At 56.1% G+C, this 17340-nt stretch carries 15 protein-coding genes; 11 read left to right on the top strand and 4 right to left on the bottom strand.

Annotated elements, in window-relative coordinates; all coding sequences use genetic code 11:
• Positions 1-116 precede the first annotated feature (116 nt).
• From O1V65_RS07845 to O1V65_RS07830, 4 genes are read left to right on the top strand one after another with little or no spacing between them, the layout of a single operon-like run.
• On the top strand, positions 117-1013 hold the full coding sequence (locus O1V65_RS07845) for an ABC transporter substrate-binding protein (protein ID WP_227977460.1): 897 nt from the start codon (positions 117-119) through the stop codon (positions 1011-1013).
• On the top strand, positions 1013-1939 hold the full coding sequence (locus O1V65_RS07840; protein ID WP_269130389.1) for an amino acid ABC transporter permease: 927 nt from the start codon (positions 1013-1015) through the stop codon (positions 1937-1939). The genes O1V65_RS07845 and O1V65_RS07840 overlap by 1 nt, the downstream gene beginning before the upstream one ends.
• Positions 1932-2693, top strand: coding sequence for an amino acid ABC transporter ATP-binding protein (locus O1V65_RS07835; RefSeq protein ID WP_084912555.1), 762 nt, complete (start codon positions 1932-1934; stop codon positions 2691-2693). Before O1V65_RS07840 ends, O1V65_RS07835 begins: the two co-directional genes overlap by 8 nt.
• An 8-nt stretch (positions 2694-2701) precedes the next feature.
• The gene (locus O1V65_RS07830; RefSeq protein ID WP_227989576.1) at positions 2702-4999 is read left to right on the top strand and encodes a molybdopterin-dependent oxidoreductase; all 2298 of its coding nucleotides are present in this window, start codon (positions 2702-2704) and stop codon (positions 4997-4999) included.
• Here the strand turns inward: O1V65_RS07830 and O1V65_RS07825 are convergent.
• Genes O1V65_RS07825 through O1V65_RS07815 form a run of 3 tightly spaced genes read right to left on the bottom strand, consistent with a single transcriptional unit; the run spans position 4996 to position 8049 of the window.
• Positions 4996-6333 (bottom strand): MmgE/PrpD family protein, encoded by a 1338-nt coding sequence (locus O1V65_RS07825; protein ID WP_165429502.1) that lies wholly within the window; start codon positions 6331-6333, stop codon positions 4996-4998. The genes O1V65_RS07830 and O1V65_RS07825 overlap by 4 nt on opposite strands.
• Positions 6330-7481 (bottom strand): amidohydrolase, encoded by a 1152-nt coding sequence (locus tag O1V65_RS07820; protein ID WP_165429503.1) that lies wholly within the window; start codon positions 7479-7481, stop codon positions 6330-6332. Before O1V65_RS07820 ends, O1V65_RS07825 begins: the two co-directional genes overlap by 4 nt.
• 37 nt (positions 7482-7518) lie before the next feature.
• Entirely contained in the window at positions 7519-8049 is a 531-nt protein-coding gene (locus O1V65_RS07815) for a GNAT family N-acetyltransferase (RefSeq protein WP_165429504.1), read from the bottom strand.
• A 222-nt stretch (positions 8050-8271) separates the two neighbouring features.
• Between O1V65_RS07815 and O1V65_RS07810 the strand changes: the two genes are divergently transcribed.
• The 6 genes from O1V65_RS07810 to msrA all read left to right on the top strand — a co-directional run bounded on the left by O1V65_RS07810 (position 8272) and on the right by msrA (position 14116).
• The gene (locus O1V65_RS07810) at positions 8272-9345 is read left to right on the top strand and encodes an iron-containing alcohol dehydrogenase family protein (RefSeq protein ID WP_017492707.1); all 1074 of its coding nucleotides are present in this window, start codon (positions 8272-8274) and stop codon (positions 9343-9345) included.
• A gap of 114 nt (positions 9346-9459) precedes the next feature.
• Positions 9460-10764, top strand: a complete 1305-nt coding sequence (locus O1V65_RS07805; protein ID WP_026110647.1) for an LLM class flavin-dependent oxidoreductase — start codon at positions 9460-9462, stop codon at positions 10762-10764.
• Positions 10765-10935: 171 nt separating this feature from the next.
• Positions 10936-11169 carry a tautomerase PptA gene (pptA, locus tag O1V65_RS07800; RefSeq protein WP_017492705.1) on the top strand — a complete coding sequence of 78 codons (234 nt, stop codon included), beginning with the start codon at positions 10936-10938 and terminating at the stop codon, positions 11167-11169.
• A gap of 191 nt (positions 11170-11360) precedes the next feature.
• Positions 11361-12626 carry a chloride channel protein gene (locus O1V65_RS07795; protein WP_165429505.1) on the top strand — a complete coding sequence of 422 codons (1266 nt, stop codon included), beginning with the start codon at positions 11361-11363 and terminating at the stop codon, positions 12624-12626.
• A 21-nt stretch (positions 12627-12647) separates the two neighbouring features.
• The gene (locus O1V65_RS07790; protein ID WP_165429506.1) at positions 12648-13235 is read left to right on the top strand and encodes a flavin reductase family protein; all 588 of its coding nucleotides are present in this window, start codon (positions 12648-12650) and stop codon (positions 13233-13235) included.
• Positions 13236-13384: 149 nt separating this feature from the next.
• Positions 13385-14116, top strand: a complete 732-nt coding sequence (msrA, locus tag O1V65_RS07785; RefSeq protein ID WP_017492702.1) for a peptide-methionine (S)-S-oxide reductase MsrA — start codon at positions 13385-13387, stop codon at positions 14114-14116.
• 48 nt (positions 14117-14164) lie between these two features.
• On the opposite strand, the gene O1V65_RS07780 is transcribed toward msrA, so the two are convergent.
• On the bottom strand, positions 14165-15781 hold the full coding sequence (locus O1V65_RS07780; protein WP_165429507.1) for an inorganic phosphate transporter: 1617 nt from the start codon (positions 15779-15781) through the stop codon (positions 14165-14167).
• A 292-nt stretch (positions 15782-16073) separates the two neighbouring features.
• Here O1V65_RS07780 and O1V65_RS07775 point away from each other — a divergent pair, with 292 nt between their 5' ends.
• On the top strand, positions 16074-17252 hold the full coding sequence (locus tag O1V65_RS07775; protein WP_084912551.1) for a sugar efflux transporter: 1179 nt from the start codon (positions 16074-16076) through the stop codon (positions 17250-17252).
• The last annotated feature ends 88 nt before the right edge of the window (positions 17253-17340 follow it).

Below are 17340 nucleotides of genomic sequence, written 5' to 3'. Positions count from 1 at the left end.
CTTTAGCACAAAATTGGATTTACTTATCTAATTTAAGCAGTTGTAAGGCTTAGGCCGACTCCTGAAAATAAATAATATTGATCTATTTTAATTTTCACCGGGAAAAAGGTTTAAAAATGAAGTTATTAAAAAAATTGCTGCTTCCTCTCGTGATTGCGGCAAGCGCGCAGAGCGTTTGGGCTGCCGATCAGAACGTGCCTTTCTCTAGTTCTCTCCACGTTTCCGCCGATAGCGCCTTAAAAAGTAAGCTGCCTGAAGACATTCTTAAGCGCGGCTACATCGTTGCAGGCACTAACCCCAATACTCCGCCAACCACCTTTTATATGGCCGACAATAAAACGCTGGCTGGCCGCGAGATTGACGTGATGAGTGCAATCGCCGAAAGGCTCGGCGTGGCGGTGCAGTGGCGCGATACCGGCGGTTTCGACAATATTATTCCCGGCCTGAAGTCCGGCCGTTACGACGTTGCGCTGTCCAACATCAACGCTACCAAGGCACGTCTGAGTCAGGTTGATTTCATCGGCTATTTCGATGCATCGCGTCTCGGCATTATCTCGCGTAAAGACGAAAACATTGCCCCGTTTACTTCACTGCAGGACGTCTGCGGCAAGCAGGTCGGTGCCGGTGCAGGGACCACACAGCTGCTGCGCCTGCAGGAGGCTACCCAGAAATGTGTCGCCGACGGCAAACCTGGCATCACGATTGCGACCTTCCCGGATCGTCCGGCGGGTGTGCAAGCGGTGGTCAGCGGTCGTGTGGCGATGTTCTTTGGTCCTTACGAAGGCCTGACGTATCAGGTCAGCAAGGTCCCGGTGCTCACCATGAGCGGACAGATTACGGTTAACGACGCCCCGGTTTCTATTGCATTTCCTAAAGGTTCTCCGCTGGAAGACGCCGTGCAGGCCGCGTTGAACTCACTTATCAAGGACGGTAGCTACCAGAAGATCCTCGATAAGTGGAACATCGGCTACGGCGCGATGAAAGAAGCAAAACGCAACGAAGAGATTTTTTAATGCAAAAGGCAACGCCAGAATCGCAGGACGAGCTGCGTATTATCGGTAAAAAATACTATGGGCGCTGGATCAGCGCCTTCATCGTATTGCTCATTTTACTGGCAGTAGCAAACTCGGTTATCAATAACCCGCGCTTTGAATGGAAGATTATTGCTGAAAATCTGACCGAAGCGTCAATTCTTCAGGGCGTGTTGATGACGCTTCAGCTCACGGTAATTTCCGTGGTGCTTGGCTTCGCGGGGGGCACGGTGCTGGCGCTGATGCGTCTGTCGTCGAACCCGGTGCTTTCCGCGGTGAGCTGGGGTTACACCTGGTTCTTTCGCGGTGTACCGATGCTGGTGCAGCTGTTCCTGTGGTACAACGTTGCCGCGCTTTATCCAAAAATTACGCTGTCTCTGCCTTTCGTCGGTGAGCTGTGGAGCGCTAACGCCAACTCGCTGATCAGTCCTTTCAGTGCGGCGGTGATAGCGCTGGTGATGCATCAGTCTGCCTATGCGGCCGAAATTGTGCGTGCCGGTATTCAGAGCGTCAGTCAAGGGCAGCTTGAGGCCGCGAGAGCATTGGGCTACCGTCCGGCGCAGATTTTCCGTCACACCGTGTTGCCGCAGGCGATGCGCGCCATTCTGCCTCCGGCGGGTAATGAAGTGATCGGTCAGCTTAAAACCACCGCAGTGGTCTCGGTGATTGCCCTCCAGGACGTGCTGTACTCCGCGCAGATTATTTATCAACGAACCTATGAAGTGATTCCGCTCCTGCTGGTGGCCACTATCTGGTATCTGGCGATGACCTCCGTGCTGTCGGTCGGCCAATTTTACGTTGAGCGCTATTTCGGCCGCGGTACCGTGCGCAAAGAAAAACGTGCCTGGATTAAACGCAAGACGCCTGCTCTGGCGGTGAACAAAGAGAGGGTTGGCAACAATGGCTGAGGCTATCGAACTCCGCAATATTACCAAGCGCTTTGGCGGCAACACCATTTTGCACGGTATCAATCTCGACATCGCCGCCGGTTCGGTGACGGTGATTTTAGGCCCGTCTGGATCGGGGAAATCCACGCTGTTGCGCTGCATCAACCACCTTGAGAAACTTGACGGTGGCACGATTCGCGTCGGTGAACAGCTGGTGGGGTATCACCAGAAAGGCAGTGCGCTGTACGAGTTGAACAGCAAACAGGCCGCGGCGCAGCGCGCCGAGATTGGCATGGTATTCCAGCAGTTTAATCTGTTCCCTCACCGCACCGTGCTGCAAAATATCATTGATGCGCCGATGCGAGTTAAAAAGCAGAGCCGTCAGCAGGCGGTGCTCAAGGCACGTTCACTGTTGCAGCAGGTCGGGCTGGCATCGCGTGAAGACGCGTGGCCCTCCGAGCTTTCAGGGGGGCAGCAGCAGCGGGTAGCGATTGCTCGTGCGCTGGCGATGGACCCCGGCGTGATGCTGTTTGACGAACCGACCTCGGCGCTCGACCCTGAGCTGGTCGGCGAAGTGTTGCTGGTTATCAAAAAGCTGGCACATTCGGGCATTACCATGGTCATCGTCACCCATGAGGTCGGCTTTGCCCGTGAGGTTGCGGATAATATCGTCTTTATGGAAGAGGGAAAAATCGTCGCCGCGGGGCCGACGCAGGCCGTGCTCGATGACAGGGAAAATATCCGCGTGCGTAATTTCTTATCGACGGTGCTCTAGAGGGCCGAATGACCGCAAAATCCACGACTCACAGCTCCCATTGGGGAGCTTTTACCGCCGTCGTTCAAGACGATAAACTGGTGATCACGCCGTTCGCAGGCGATCCCGACCCCAGCCCAATCCTGAAAAACTTTGAAAATGCGCTGAACCATAAAGTGCGCATCGCCACGCCGATGGTGCGCCGTGGCTGGCTGGAAAATGGCCCAGGTCCCGACGAGCGCCGGGGTTCCGATGAATATATTGCTATCAGTTGGGAGGAGGCCTACGCGCTGGCTGCCGGTGAGCTTTCTCGCGTCGCACGCGCCCACGGTCCCGCCGCCGTATTTGGTGGCTCTTACGGCTGGTCTAGCGCAGGGCGCTTCCACCACGCCCAGAGTCAGGTGCACCGCTTTCTCAATACCACCCTCGGTGGCTACGTTCGCTCGGTCAACAGCTACAGTTCGGGCGCGGCGTCGGTGATTTTGCCGCACATCGTCGGTGACATGAATGAAATTGCTCGTCGCGGCGTAAGCTGGGAAGAAATCTCAGAACACACCGAGCTGCTGCTGTCATTTGGCGGTCTGGCGCTGAAAAATTCGCAGGTCGCCAGCGGCGGACTGAGTGAACACACCGAGCGCGGCTTTATTCACAAGGCGGCGCAGCGCGGCACAAAATTTATCTCTGTCAGCCCACTACAGAGCGATATGCCGGACGAAGCAGACGCCGAATGGCTGCCGATTCGACCCGGTACCGACGCGGCGCTGATCCTCGGCCTGTTGTCTGTATTAAAAGCCAACGCTTTGACCGATGAAGATTTTCTGGCGCGTTACTGCGTCGGCTGGGACAAGCTGGTTGCCTACCTTCAGGGGAAAGAAGACGGCCTGGTGCGCGACGCGTCGTGGGCCGCCGAGATTTGCGGCATCGACGCCGAGCGTATTGAAAAATTGGCCGTCGAGCTGGCAGGCAAGAGGGTGATGGTCTCCGTGGCGCACGCGCTGCAACGCGCCGAGCACGGCGAGCAACCGGTGTGGCTGGGGCTGGTGCTGTCTGCCGCTCTCGGCCAGCCGGGGCTGCCGGGCGGCGGTTATGGCTATGCGCTCGGCGCGCTGGGCCATTACGGTAAGCACCACAATCGGGTTTCTTTCCCGGCGCTGCCGCAGGGGAAAAACGGCGTGAAGGACTTTATCCCGGTGGCGCGCATCGCTGACATGCTGCTTAATCCGGGGCAGGAATTTCGCTATAACGGCCAGACGCTGCGTTATCCCGAGATAAAACTTGCCTGGTGGGCGGGGGGCAATCCCTTCCATCACCATCAGAGTCTGGCTCGTCTACGGCAGGCGTTTAATCAGCTGGATACGCTGATAGTCCACGAGATTGCCTGGACCGCCACCGCGCGCCATGCCGATATCGTGCTGCCAGCCACCATGACGCTCGAACGTGAAGACGTAGGCGGTGCACCGACCGACCGCCATCTCATCGCCATGCAGTCGGTTGCCAGGCCTTTCGGCGAGGCGAAAGATGACTATTCTATTTTTGCCGAGCTGGCAAAGCGATTAGGGCGCGAAGAGGCGTTTACCGAGGGGCGCACCGCGCGTCAGTGGCTGGAGCATTTGTATCAGCAGATGCAGGAAAAGTGCGAGCAGCAGCACATCAGCGTACCGGACTTCTCCACCTTCTGGGAAATCGGCCAGATCCCGTTACCGCAGTTGAAAGACGGGGGACGGCTGTTGCGTAACCTGCGCCTCGACCCTGACAAACATCCGCTGCCGACGCCGAGCGGCAAGATAGAGATATTTTCCCAGACCATTGCTGATTTTAACGACGCCGACTGCCCGGGACATCCGGTATGGCTCGAGCCGACGCAAAAACCGGACGACGAGCATCCTCTTTTCCTGATTGCTAATCAGCCTGCCACTAAGCTGCACAGCCAGCTCGATTATGGTCATCACAGCGTGAGCCTGAAGCGCGACGGGCGTGAGGTGTGCCTGATGCACCCACAGGATGCGCGCGTCAGGGGGATTCAAGTCGGCGATACAGTGGCTATAAGCAACGTGCGCGGTACGGCGCTCGCCAGCGTGGACATCAGCGAGGGAATCAGACCGGGCGTGGTGCAGCTGCCTACCGGCGCATGGTATGACCCGGTGGATCCGCAGGCCGCTCGCCCAACGTGTCGTCATGGTAATCCGAACGTGTTGACGCTGGACGTCGGCACCTCGTCGTTGGCGCAGGGATGCTGTGGGCAGATAACTACGGTAAACGTGGCGCGTTATCAAGGGACGGCTCCTGCCGTGAAGGCCTTTGAGCCGCCGGTAATACTGACTCGTTAAGACGTTTTAGAGGCAAAGAGAGTCAGCCGTTTTGCCAACACGGGCAGGGCGGCTGGCGTTGCCAGCTGGCACAGACTTTCAATCTCATCCCACTCTTTTGGCGTCGCTGAAGACAGACAGCTTTGCAGCTTGAATCGCCCGTTGACCCCCTGAGCCACACTTTGCTGACGCGTCACGCGGCAGGTGCGTTTCTCGCCGTTTTTTAGTGACAATGTCACTTCGTGAAAGCGTTGGGTAGGATCGATTTCGTCCGGTGGTGCCGAAACGTCGGGGCAACGCTGCACTTTAGCCGCCAACGCCGCTATCTCGTCGTCGACAGGGCCTTCGCCGAAATCCGCCAGACTCAGGCGATTGTGTAATAGCGTCGCCGCAATCACATATTCCAGACTGAAACGGGCCTCAATACCGCTGTGCGGTACGCGAACCGAGGCCGCAATATCACCACCGGGCGGGAAGGCCACTTCAATACGCACAATGTCGGCGATGAGCGTATCCAGCGGTCGGCCTTCTTGCAGCCATTCGGCCCGCAGCGTAAAGGCCGCATCGGCAGCGCTGTGGGTGCCCGCACAGGTCGGATAAGGCTTGAACTCCAGTCCCGGCGAGACGATGCGCCAGGGAGCCCCCCAGCCCGCCACTAATTTCTCCGGGCTTTCCTGACCGCCGCCGCCGCTGGTGAGGAAGGCATCGAGCACCTTGTCGGCCTGTCCCTGTAGACCGGCGAATGCCAGACGGGTGGCGATAACCGCCGATTCGGCAGCGAAACCCGCGTGCAGAGGCTTGACCGCCGAGCCAAACTGCGCGCGCAGCCCGCTGGCCCGAGTGGTGGCGATGCCAAGAATATTGGCCGTTTGCGCAACGTTGGCATTGAGCAGCCTTGCGCTCGCTGCCGCTGCGGCAAGGGTGCCGAGCGTGGCGGTGCTGTGGTGTCCGGCCTTGTAATGCTGAGGACCCGCCGCCAGCCCCAGTCGACCGGCAACCTCGACGCCAATCACGTAGGCGTCGAGAAAAGCGTCACCGCTGATGTCGGGCTTTTCAGGCATTAGCGCAAACAGCGCAGGCAGGATAACCGTCGTCGGATGACCGCGAAAATCAGGGTGAAAATCGTCGAAGTCGAGCGCGTGCCCGGCGTAGCCGAGCAGTAATGCGCGTGTCTGGGCGTCTTGGTTGCGATAGACGGCCCGCAGCTGAGTTAAGGGCGTATCCGCAATATCGCCTTGAACAATCGGCAGTGCGACAGAAACGAAGTCAAGCAAACCGCCGCGGGCCTGCTCACGCGCCTGCGGTGAGGGCGCTGAACTCACGATGAGCTCGGCGAGACGCTGCGTGAGGCTCATTGCAGTTTTTCCAGCGCGCTCACCGCCAGACGGTGCAGGTAGTCTGCGGTCGGGAACAGCGCTTTATCGTCCACGCGGAAGGCAGGATGATGCAGGGCGTAAGGGCCACCGGAGCCTACCATAACGAACGCGCCGGGGATCTGCTGTTGATAGAATGCGAAGTCTTCACCGATAGGACTCGCCTCGACCACGCGGGCCTCGAATCCGGCGGCTGGCGCTTGTTCAAGGGCGAAATCGACCCATCCTGCGTCATTGACCACCGAAGGCGGACCCGCCAGCCAATTGAGGGTGATTTTCGCATCGAAGGCGTCGCCGATGCCCTTTAGCAGTTGGCGCAGACGGCGCTCAATCAGTTCGCGAGTCTGCTGATTAAAGGTGCGCACGGTGCCTTCGAGAAACGCACTGTCAGGGATAACGTTCCAGGTCGAGCCGCTGTGTACCTGCGTTATCGACACGACGGCGTTGTGGTCGGACGGCACATTGCGGCTCAGCAGAGTCTGTACCGCGCCAATGACCTGTCCCAGAATAATAATCGGATCCTTGCCATCGTGCGGGCGCGCGGCGTGACTGCCGGTTCCGGCAATGGATATATCAAAGCGGTCAACGCCTGCGGTTAAGGCACCGGCTTTGCTGCCGAGCACGCCAACCGGTAACGTGGGGTCGTTATGGATGCCGAAAATAACCGCCGCGTCATTGAGTGCACCGGTAGCCAGCAGCGCAGGTGCCCCTTCAAAGACTTCTTCGGCCGCCTGGAACAGCACGCGCACGCGTCCCGGCAGTTGATGCTCGATTTTTTTCAGCAAAATGGCCGCGCCCAGCGCCGCCGAGGCGTGAAAATCGTGTCCGCACGCGTGCATAACGCCTGGGTTTTGCGACACGTAATCGACGCCCGACTGTTCATCTATCGGCAGCGCGTCAATGTCTGAGCGCAGTACGACCAGATGCGGAGAGTGAGGGTCACCCAGTTCGGCCACCAGCCCGGTGGCCAGCGGCAGGTCGAGAATGCGAATCTGCTGTTCGTTCAGCGCTGCCTTGATGCGTGCGGTAGTTTCGAACTCCTGATTCGAGAGCTCGGGAAAACGATGCAGTTCAAGACGGAATGCCTGAATAAACTGGGCAATATCCTGATGTTCAGGAAGAATTTTCATAATAGGTTCCCTGGGTTCATGACAATATCGAGACGAATTAGCGCGTATTTTGGCGAGAGAGCCATTTTTCATGCGCGACGGGATCGAGGACTTTCTTCATAAAGAGGGTGATATGGCCCTTGCCCAAATCCTTTTCGTGCATCGGCTCGAAGCCGCGCTTTTGATACATCTCTTTTAACCATGGATGGCGGGTGGCGGTGCCTAGTGAGACAGCGGGGGCTTTAAGCTGCTTGATGAGAATTTCCTGCTCGACCCAGTCCTGGATTTTCTTGCCCCAGCCGTGGCCGCTGTAATCAGGATGTGCGCCAAACCAGCCGATGTGTGGCAGGTTGAACGGACCGGGAAGCGGGCTCCACGGATAGCGCAGAGTGACGGAAGAGACCATTTTGCCGTCTACCAGCAGCGCGTACACGTCGTGCTCGGTCAGGTGGCGCGTCACGCGGGCCAAGTCTGCGGTTGCAGCATCAAACTGAATGCCTAATTCACGAATGGGTGCATAGGCGGCGAGCATCAGTTCGAGGTAAGCGTGATTATCTTCTGGAGTGAGTTGCCTGAACACTTGATTCATCGATTTTCTCGTCTTTTCCCGGTGTAAAAAATAATATTATTATCGATTGTTGTTTCATTATCTTTTCTTTATCTGCTTATTCATAGCAAGCTTTGATATTTGTTTATCTAAAAAACGCATAAATAATTGCGAATTATGGAAAAGCGATATAGCAGTAAGTTATTGCTTATTTCCGAATTTCTCGTAGCATTTCCCTAATTAAATCGAACAGGTTAACTCGACGTGCTTGCTATTAAATCCCCACAAACCTATTACCATAAATCGGGTATTCGATCTCAGGTTGGCGAATATATTGCGCCGCTGTCCAGGCACATTGCGATTATTACCAGCCCTCAGGCCTGGAAAGCCGTTAACCCCGAGCTGGAGGCCAGTCTTAAAGCGCACAGTGTCAATTACAGCGTCTCTTTTCTAGCCGGTGAATGTACCGAACAGGCGATTGATGAGCACGGCGCTAGGGTTAAAGAGCAGGGCGCCTCGTTGGTATTAGGCATTGGCGGCGGACGCGTTCTGGATACCGCCAAGGGCGTGGGCAATCTACTTGAAGGCGTGGCGATGGTGACCTTTCCAACCGTGGCGGCCACCTGCGCCGCCTGGTCACCGATTACCATTATCTATAACGCGGCGGGTGGCCACGAGCGCAGCCAGCCGCTGACCAAGATGCCGGTACTGGTGCTGGTCGACAGTGAGGTTATTGCCCGCAGCGACGTGCGCTTTCTCAAGGCTGGCATCGTCGATGCCCTGGCTAAATGGTACGAATTCCGGCCTTATCAGCAAAAGAACCGCGACAGTCTGGCGTTAAATCTCAAGGTGCAGGCCGCACGTTTTGCCGTCGATACGTTCATCGAGTTTGGTCAGCAGGCGGTGGAAGATAACCAGCTGGAGAGGGTTACCCCAGCGCTGGTCAAAGTGATCGACGCCAATATCGCCGTGGCCGGTATGGCCAACAGCATGCGCGACGACTTTCCGGCTCCCGGCGTGGCGCACGCGCTGCACAACCGCATGACGCATCAACCTGAGCTGCACGACTGGCTGCACGGCGAAAAGGTCGGCTACGGACTGCTGCTGCAATCGATTCTTGAGAACGACGGCGGCGAACCCGATGCGGGCCTGTTTGCGCTGTTAAAGCAGTTCGACGCACCGCTACAGCTGCCGCTGCTGACCGGCGATCGCAGTGAAACCCTGCAAAAGATGGCGCAGGAGGTGAAGTTCTCGGCGCAAAATGCGGCGCGACTGCCGTTTACGCTCTCTGCCGCGACCATTTTGCAGGCGCTACAGGCCACGGAAAACGCTTTCTAAATTAAACACCACGGCGATGAGGTCAAAAGGCTGTCTCATCGCTCCTGCCTTCTATCTATAGCGACAATTTGAATCGCTACGTTTTACAAATTTTGAATTATATTAAGGAACACCATGACCCGACCCTCAAATTCTCCACGTCAAATGCGCCTCGGCCTGTTTGTACAACCTCTCGGCCATCACGTCAGCGGCTGGCGTCTTACCCAGCGTCTAGGGTCTCCGACCGACATCGACTGGCTTATCAGCATCGCCAAAAAGGCCGAAGAAGGCACCTTTGATATGTTTTTCGTCGGCGATGCGCTGGCGACCAACGTGCACCGTTTGCCGTCCACCATGGCACGCCTTGAGCCGCTGACGCTGTTGTCTGCCGTTGCGGTCAACACTCGCCACATTGGCCTGGCTGCCACCGCATCGACGACTTTCAGCGACCCGTTCACCCTGGCGCGCAGCTTCTCTTCGCTAGACCACATCAGCCGTGGCCGTGCCGCATGGAACGTCGTGACCTCTTATTCCAACGACGTGGCGCGCAACTTCAGCAAAGAAGATATGCCGGGTCACGCCGACCGTTACGCCAAGGCCACCGAGTTCCTGCAGGTCACCAACAAGCTTTGGGAAGGCTGGCAGGAAGGCGCAGTGATTGCCAATAAAGACAGCGGGCAATACTTCGTTGATGACAAAATTAACGCTATCGATCACCGCGGTGAGCACTATCAGGTGCAAGGTCCGCTGAACATCACGCGTTCGCCGCAGGGCAAACCGGTTATCATCGAAGCCGGTTCCTCAGCCGATGGCCAAAAGCTGGCAGCGCAGACCGCCGAGGTGGTGTTTACCGCTTCTGCCAGTCTGGAAGAGGGACAGGCGTTCTACCGCTCGCAGAAACAGCAGGTAATCGAAGCGGGTCGCCACCCTGACCACCTGCTTATCCTGCCGGGCGTGATGCCGATTATTGGACGCACGCTTGAAGAAGCCAAAGAGACCTGGCGTCAGCTGAATCTGCTGGTGGATATCGACAACGGCATCAAGCAGCTTTCTGCCCGCTTCGGTCTTGACATGACCCAATATCCGCTCGACGGCCCCGTGCCGGAAATTCCAGCGGTTGAAGGTAACCAGAGCCGTGTGAAGCTGCTGACCGATTTAGCCGAGCGTGAGAATCTGACTCTGCGTGAGCTGGCCGCCATTGCCGCCGGTTCTCGTGGACATCGCGTTATCGTAGGGACGGCGCAAGATATCGCCGACGACCTTCAGCTGTGGGTTGAGCAAGAGGGCGCGGACGGTTTCAACATTATGCCCGCTATCATCCCCGAACAGCTCGACTTGTTCGTTGAACTGGTCATTCCCGAATTGAGAAAACGGGGTCTGTTCCGCGAAAGCTATCAATTCTCCACGCTGCGGGAAAATCTCGGCCTGCCGGTCGTCTAAGTCTCTGTTACAAGCCGCTTTCAGAAAGCGGCTTGTAACAGTAGGGCCAAATAACCATCAGTTAAGTCAGTGACATCATTTGTCGGCACACAGTGCTTACTTTTTTATGGGCTATCGCTGTAGGATGCTAGAGCATCTAATCTGGATGGCCCTTTTTTAGCGGAGAACCCTATGCCACACATTGATTTGAAATTCATTACGCGCAACCTGACCGAAGCTCAGCAACACGCGATCTCCGATGATCTCACTGACGTGCTGAAAAAGCATTTCGGCAGCACCGATGAAGCGGTTTCCATTCGCCTGAATGAGATCCCAAAAGACGACTGGAAGAGCGAAGTTTACGAGCCCATCATCAAAGCCCATCTGGATGAGCTGGTGAAAAAACCTGGCTACACCATGGACTAAGTCCTCGCCTTACCGACGGCCGCCGCCGTATTGATTGACGGCGGTGGCCGTTAATCCTGATTCGTTAATGAAATGTTTAATTTAGCGCCGTTGCCCCTCTTCCCATTGATTCCCCATTAAAACTTAAACTTTATAATTTCCTTAATTTAAAATCGTTGTCCATAAGGGCATAAAAATACAGGGAATGCAGGATGAGTGAACAGCACGTCGAGCCGCGCAGCGGAACATTGAGCCTGATTATTGCGACGCTTTTGACCGGTATCGCGGCGGGCATCGGGGGAATGCTGCTGGCTCTGCTGCTGCACGCTATTCAGCACCTTGCCTTCGGATACAGTCCTGATGCGATTATCAGCCAGGAAAGCTTTCTGGAAGGCGTCAGTGCTGCCAACGCCTCTCGCCGTTTTTATGTGCTGGTGAGCTGCGGGCTGATAGCGGGTATCGGTTGGTATCTGCTCTATCGTTTCGGCAAACCGCTGGTCAGCATCGCCAATGCGGTGAAAAATCCGCAAAAACCGATGCCCTTTTTTTCTACGCTGGTGCATGCGTTGCTGCAAATCATCACCGTAGCGCTAGGCTCACCGCTCGGCCGTGAAGTTGCGCCGCGTGAGGTGGGGGCTATCGGTGCCGGTTGGCTGTCGCAGCGTTTTCGCCTCACGCCTGCCGAAACGCGGGTGATGGTGGCCTGCGGTGCGGGTGCGGGATTGGCGGCGGTGTATAACGTGCCGCTTGGTGGCGCGGTGTTTACCCTCGAAGTTCTTCTGGGTGCGTTCAGCTGGGAGCTGCTTATCCCGGCAGTTTGCACTTCCTCGATTGCCGCGCTAGTGGCGTGGGCCGGTCTCGGAAACGAATCTCAGTACCATCTTCCTGAACTCAACATTACCTCTGGACTGGTTATCTGGTCGGTGATTTGCGGGCCGCTGTTTGGCATCGCCGCAAACGTCTTCACCCGCGTGATGACGCAGGCGCGCAAACAGGCAAAACGCAACTGGCAGATGCCGGTGTTCTGCCTGCTCAACTTCGCCATTCTGGGCCTGCTATCCGCCTGGTTCCCCCAGCTTCTGGGCAACGGCAAAGGGCCCGCGCAGATAACCTTCGATAATCAAACTACGCTCTATCTTGCCGCCGCCTTGCTGGTGCTCAAGCTGTTGGTTATCTGGGGCAGCCTGCGTTCGGGTGCCGAGGGCGGCCTGTTGACGCCGGGACTGTCCAACGGCGCACTGCTGGCCTGCATTTTGGGGGGAGTCTGGGATAGTTTCTGGCCCGGCACCTCGATTGGCGCGTTTGCCATTGTCGGCGCGGCCGCGTTTTTGGCCTCTTCGATGAAGATGCCGATAACTGCCGTGGTGCTTATCCTCGAATTCACGCGGGTGAATCACGATTTCCTGATCCCCATCCTTTTTGCCGTGACCGGGTCGATTGCCACCAGTGCTTTAATCAATAAAAAATGGGCTGTTTAACCGTTTATTTAAAGGTAAATCATGAACAAATACATCACCGGGGTTCCGTTAGAGAAATCTTATCGTTTAATCAATCACGGCCCGACCATTCTGGTTTCGGCGCGTCATGAGGGGGTGGAAAACGTAATGGCTGCTGCCTGGGCCTGCGGGCTGGATTTCTCGCCACCTAAACTGACGGTGGTTATTGATAAAAGGGCAAAAACCCGTGAGCTGATGGAGAAGAGCGGCCTGTTTGTGATTCAGGTTCCTACGGTGGTACAGGCACCGATGACCCTCCAGTTGGGTACCGAAACGTTGGCCCAGCAGCCGGATAAACTGGTCCGCGCGGGCGTTAAGCTGTTCGAATTCGAAGGTTTCGACCTGCCGTTTGTCGAGGGATGTTCGGCGTGGCTGGCGTGCCGGCTTATCCCTGAGCCACACAATCAACAGACCTATGACCTTTACATTGGTGAGATTATCGGTGCCTGGGCCGATTCCCGGGTATTTAAAGACGGCCACTGGCTGTTTGAGACCGCCGCGCCTGAGCTGCGCAGCCTGCACTATGTCGCCGGTGGGCATTTCTACGCCATTGGTGAAGAGATTATCGTGGGAGAAAGTCAGAAGTCGTAATTTCACCGCCCGGTTTATGACATTTTTGTCATCGGGCGGTCATCCCGCCAACCCGATTGTGCTGTCATCTTGGACTCATCAACGCGATACTCATTATTAACGCCGCATCTAATGGCGTTAGTTTCGGTAACTCACCCGTGAGGTACATGATGAAAATAGCTCATAAAGGTTTCCTGTCCCTGCGCCGCTCTGGCCCTTGGGGCGTATTAATTGCGGTCACCGCCATGCTGTGGTGCAGCATTGCCTGGTCGTTCGGGGGGGCTGAGCCTGCGGTGGCAATCCCGGCACCGTTAAAAGATGAGGCGGTAAGCACGTCACATTCAGAAACCGCACTGTTTGCCGGTGGATGTTTCTGGGGCGTGGCGGGCGTATTCCAGCACGTAAAAGGCGTGACCAAGGTGGTGGCGGGGTATACCGGTGGGTCAGCTGATACGGCTAATTATGAAACCGTCAGCGGCGGAGAGTCCGGTCATGCGGAGTCGGTGCAGGTGACCTTTGACCCAACGCAGGTGACCTACGGGGATTTGCTGCAGGTGTTTTTCTCTGTGGCACATAATCCGACAGAGCTGGACCGGCAGGGGCCAGACACCGGCACTCAGTACCGTTCAGCGCTGTTCCCGCTTTCGGATTCACAGAAAAGCGTGGCGCAGGCGTATATTGCACAGCTCGATGCCAGTAAGGTGTTTGGCAAGCCGCTGGTGACGACCGTCGAAACGCACAATCATTTCTATCCGGCGGAGGGCTACCATCAGAACTACATGGCCGAGAACCCTGATGCACCTTACATTGCCATCAATGATATGCCGAAGCTGACCCAGCTGAAACAGCTGTTTGCTTCGCGCTATCGTCCAGACCCTGTACTGACACCGGTTTCTGGCTAATTGGCCTGTTTGCCTTCCTCCTGAGGTACAGAGGAAGGCAAACCTGCTTTAGAAGTGAGTGAAAATCCAGTACAGCGTGGCAGAAAGCAGCACTGAAACCGGTAATGTCAGCACCCAAGCCATCACCAGATTGCGCAGAGTGCTCATTTGTAGCCCGGAACGGTTCGCCGCCATCGTCCCCGCAATGCCTGACGCCAGTACGTGAGTGGTGGAAACCGGCAGCCCAAACGCATCGGCTGCGCCAATGGTGGCCATTGCCACCACTTCAGCACTGGCCCCTTGCGCATAGTTGAGGTGCGATTTGCCAATCTTCTCGCCGACGGTCACAACGATACGTCGCCAGCCAACCATAGTGCCCAGTCCCAGAGCAATCGCGACCACCACTTTTACCCAGAACGGGATGAAGCGTGTGGCGTTATCCAGCTCGCTTTTCAATGCGCCCAAATCACGCTGACTGTCGGCCGACAGCACCAACTGTTTATCTGCCTTGATGCGTTTGATGGCCTCCGAGGTGAGGTACATGTCGTTACGGGTGTTGGAGACCGCCGTGGCCGGGATTTTGCTCACCGAATCGTACTGACGAATTTCATCACCGATGGTTCCGGTCAAGGCTGCCAATGCCGGCATGACCTCTGGCGTCAGCTCGGAGGTACGCACGTAGGTGCTTAATACGTCACGCGCGGGGGCGGTCAGAGTGGCCGGAAACTGCCGTTGCAAATCCTGTTCGGTCACGTTTGCCAATGCAGCGACGCGTGGGATCTGCTCTGGCGGCATTGATCGGTTCAGCGCATAGGCTATCGGCATTGTGCCCACCAGAATCAGCATAATCAGGCCCATGCCTTTCTGCCCATCGTTTGAGCCATGGGCGAAAGAAACACCGGTGCAGGTGAGGATCAGCAGGCCACGGATCCACGGCGGCGGTGGGGTATCCCCCTTAGGTGCAGAATACAGTTTGGGTTGTTTGACCACGGCTTTTAGCACCCACAGCATCAGCGCTGAAAATACGAAGCCGATAATCGGCGACAGCAGTAACGCATAGCCGACGTTCAGGGCTTGATCCCAGTTCACGCCGCTGGTGCCGGTGCGTCCGTGAATCAGGGCGTTTGCCACGCCCACGCCAATGACCGACCCGATGAGCGTGTGTGAGGAGGAGGCGGGCAGGCCCAGCCACCAGGTGCCGAGGTTCCAGATAATCGCCGAAAACAGCAGCGCGTACACCATGGCAAAGCCGCCACCGGTCCCGGCTTGCAGGATCAACTCGATGGGCAGCAGCGAAATAATCCCGAAGGCGACGACGCCGCTGGAGAGTAAAACGCCGAGGAAGTTGAAAAAGCCTGACCAGACGACCGCGGCCATAGGCGGAAGAGAATGGGTATAGATGACGGTTGCCACGGCATTGGCGGTGTCATGAAAACCGTTAACGAATTCGAACCCGAGGGCGATGAGCAGCGCCAGTCCAAGCAGTAAGAAGGGGATGTAGCTGGTATAGACGGCGCCGGTGTCGCTGACATCGTTGAACAGATTAACCCCGGCAAAAGCAATGCCGAGTACCAGAAGCAGTAAAAAGAAGATAACGGTGAATCGGTTGTTCTTCTTGTATATTTTTGGATTGCTCTCGGATGTGAGGGGAAGTGCACCCCGTCGAATGGCGTTATTGTCACTCATATTTAACCCCTGAATAGGAAAATGGGAAAGCAAACGCTTAATAAGAACTGAACCCATTATTTTTGTAATGCGTGACACATTTATGTCAGGGGAGTGAATTCTAGGCACCTGATGCTGTCATGCTGTCAATCTTCGTGACGCTGTCACTTTATACGCGCATCAGGCATTATTATATTTGATTAATTAGCGAGCACATGAATAAGATTCACTAATGTTTTATTGCTGCTCAAATGTTATCTATGCTATCAATGTTTAATCAGTTTGATTAAATATTGTCTTTCAGGGAGTTAGCATGGAGTTGCAAGAGCGGGCCGTCGGCAACAGTCAAATTGTCAATGTTGCTTTCATGGCGGTTGCGCTGATATTAGGCGTTGCGGGGGCGCTGCAGATGCCCGTTGTCAGCCTTTTCCTCACCCGTGGTACCGGTGCCAGCCCAATGATGGTCGGTATTTTCTATACCGTTAACGCCATTGCAGGCGTCGGCGTTAGCCAAGTTTTGGCGCGACGCTCTGACGCAGGCGGTAACCGTCGCCTGCTGATCCTAGGCTGCTGCACCATTGCCGTCCTCAACGCCCTGCTGTTTGCTTTTAATCGACACTACATGACGCTGCTAACGCTTGGCGTGGTGATGACTTCACTCGCCACGACCGCCATGCCGCAGCTGTTTGCGTTGGCGCGCCAGTACGCCGATGAAGCAGGCTGTGAGGTGGTGAAGTTCAGCACGCGTATGCGGGTACAGATCTCGCTTTCGTGGATTATTGCTCCGCCGGTGGCGTTTTTTACTCTCGCACATTTTGGTTTCACCGCTCTGTATCTCACCGTGGCTCTCCTGTTTGCCCTCAGTATCGTTCTGGTACTGACGCTGTTGCCTGCGCTTCATGCTGCTCCTGTGCAGGCCGCCAAAGGCGCAGGAATGCACAGGGCAACCAAGAATCGGGGTGTCGGCTGTCTATTTGCCGCTCTGGCCCTGCTGTGGGGCAGCGATACAATGTATCTCATCGATATGCCTGTCTATGTCAGCGGAATGCATGGCGTTGCCGAGGGGTTTGCAGGCTGGTTGCTGGGCGGTGCCGCAGGTTTTGAAATCCTCATTATGCTGTTCTGTACGCCGCTTGTGACGCGTTTTGGCAAAAGGCCAATGATGCTGGTGGCTGCGCTTTGCGCCGCGCTGTTTTATACCGGCATGGCGACGGTGAATTCGCCGCTGGCGCTGGTGGCGATACAGCTGCTTAATGCGGCTTTTATTGGCATTGTTGGTGGAATTGGCATGCTTTATCTGCAGGAGCTGTTGCCTGGCTCCCCCGGAACCGCCAGCACGCTTTACACCAACAGCATTGCCACCGGTGCCATCTTTGCAGGATTGATGCAGGGGGCAGCAAGCGAGCAGTTTGGGCATCAGGCCGTTTACTGGCTGGCAATGGCCGTTTCGCTGTTGGCGCTTTTCCTGTTATTGCGCGTTAAAGACGCCTAATGCTAACAATTTGCTATCAATATTAATTAATTTTTCTTAAGTATTTTACCTATTTGGTTTTAATTGGCATGTCTTAAAACGGGGTGTC

The organism is Rouxiella badensis, assembly GCF_026967515.2.
Taxonomy (GTDB): domain Bacteria; phylum Pseudomonadota; class Gammaproteobacteria; order Enterobacterales; family Enterobacteriaceae; genus Rouxiella; species Rouxiella badensis.
The sequence above is the reverse complement of the archived record's forward strand: the minus strand, read 5'-3'. Positions and strand labels throughout refer to the sequence as shown.

Excerpts from the sequence above, each read along its gene's own strand:
- O1V65_RS07845 (WP_227977460.1), top strand. The coding sequence starts at position 117 with ATGAAGTTATTAAAAAAATTGCTGCTTCCTCTCGTGATTGCGGCAAGC.
- O1V65_RS07840 (WP_269130389.1), top strand. The coding sequence starts at position 1,013 with ATGCAAAAGGCAACGCCAGAATCGCAGGACGAGCTGCGTATTATCGGT.
- O1V65_RS07835 (WP_084912555.1), top strand. The coding sequence starts at position 1,932 with ATGGCTGAGGCTATCGAACTCCGCAATATTACCAAGCGCTTTGGCGGC.
- O1V65_RS07830 (WP_227989576.1), top strand. The coding sequence starts at position 2,702 with ATGACCGCAAAATCCACGACTCACAGCTCCCATTGGGGAGCTTTTACC.
- O1V65_RS07825 (WP_165429502.1), bottom strand. The coding sequence starts at position 6,333 with ATGAGCCTCACGCAGCGTCTCGCCGAGCTCATCGTGAGTTCAGCGCCC.
- O1V65_RS07820 (WP_165429503.1), bottom strand. The coding sequence starts at position 7,481 with ATGAAAATTCTTCCTGAACATCAGGATATTGCCCAGTTTATTCAGGCA.
- O1V65_RS07815 (WP_165429504.1), bottom strand. The coding sequence starts at position 8,049 with ATGAATCAAGTGTTCAGGCAACTCACTCCAGAAGATAATCACGCTTAC.
- O1V65_RS07805 (WP_026110647.1), top strand. The coding sequence starts at position 9,460 with ATGACCCGACCCTCAAATTCTCCACGTCAAATGCGCCTCGGCCTGTTT.
- pptA (WP_017492705.1), top strand. The coding sequence starts at position 10,936 with ATGCCACACATTGATTTGAAATTCATTACGCGCAACCTGACCGAAGCT.
- O1V65_RS07795 (WP_165429505.1), top strand. The coding sequence starts at position 11,361 with ATGAGTGAACAGCACGTCGAGCCGCGCAGCGGAACATTGAGCCTGATT.
- O1V65_RS07790 (WP_165429506.1), top strand. The coding sequence starts at position 12,648 with ATGAACAAATACATCACCGGGGTTCCGTTAGAGAAATCTTATCGTTTA.
- msrA (WP_017492702.1), top strand. The coding sequence starts at position 13,385 with ATGAAAATAGCTCATAAAGGTTTCCTGTCCCTGCGCCGCTCTGGCCCT.
- O1V65_RS07780 (WP_165429507.1), bottom strand. The coding sequence starts at position 15,781 with ATGAGTGACAATAACGCCATTCGACGGGGTGCACTTCCCCTCACATCC.
- O1V65_RS07775 (WP_084912551.1), top strand. The coding sequence starts at position 16,074 with ATGGAGTTGCAAGAGCGGGCCGTCGGCAACAGTCAAATTGTCAATGTT.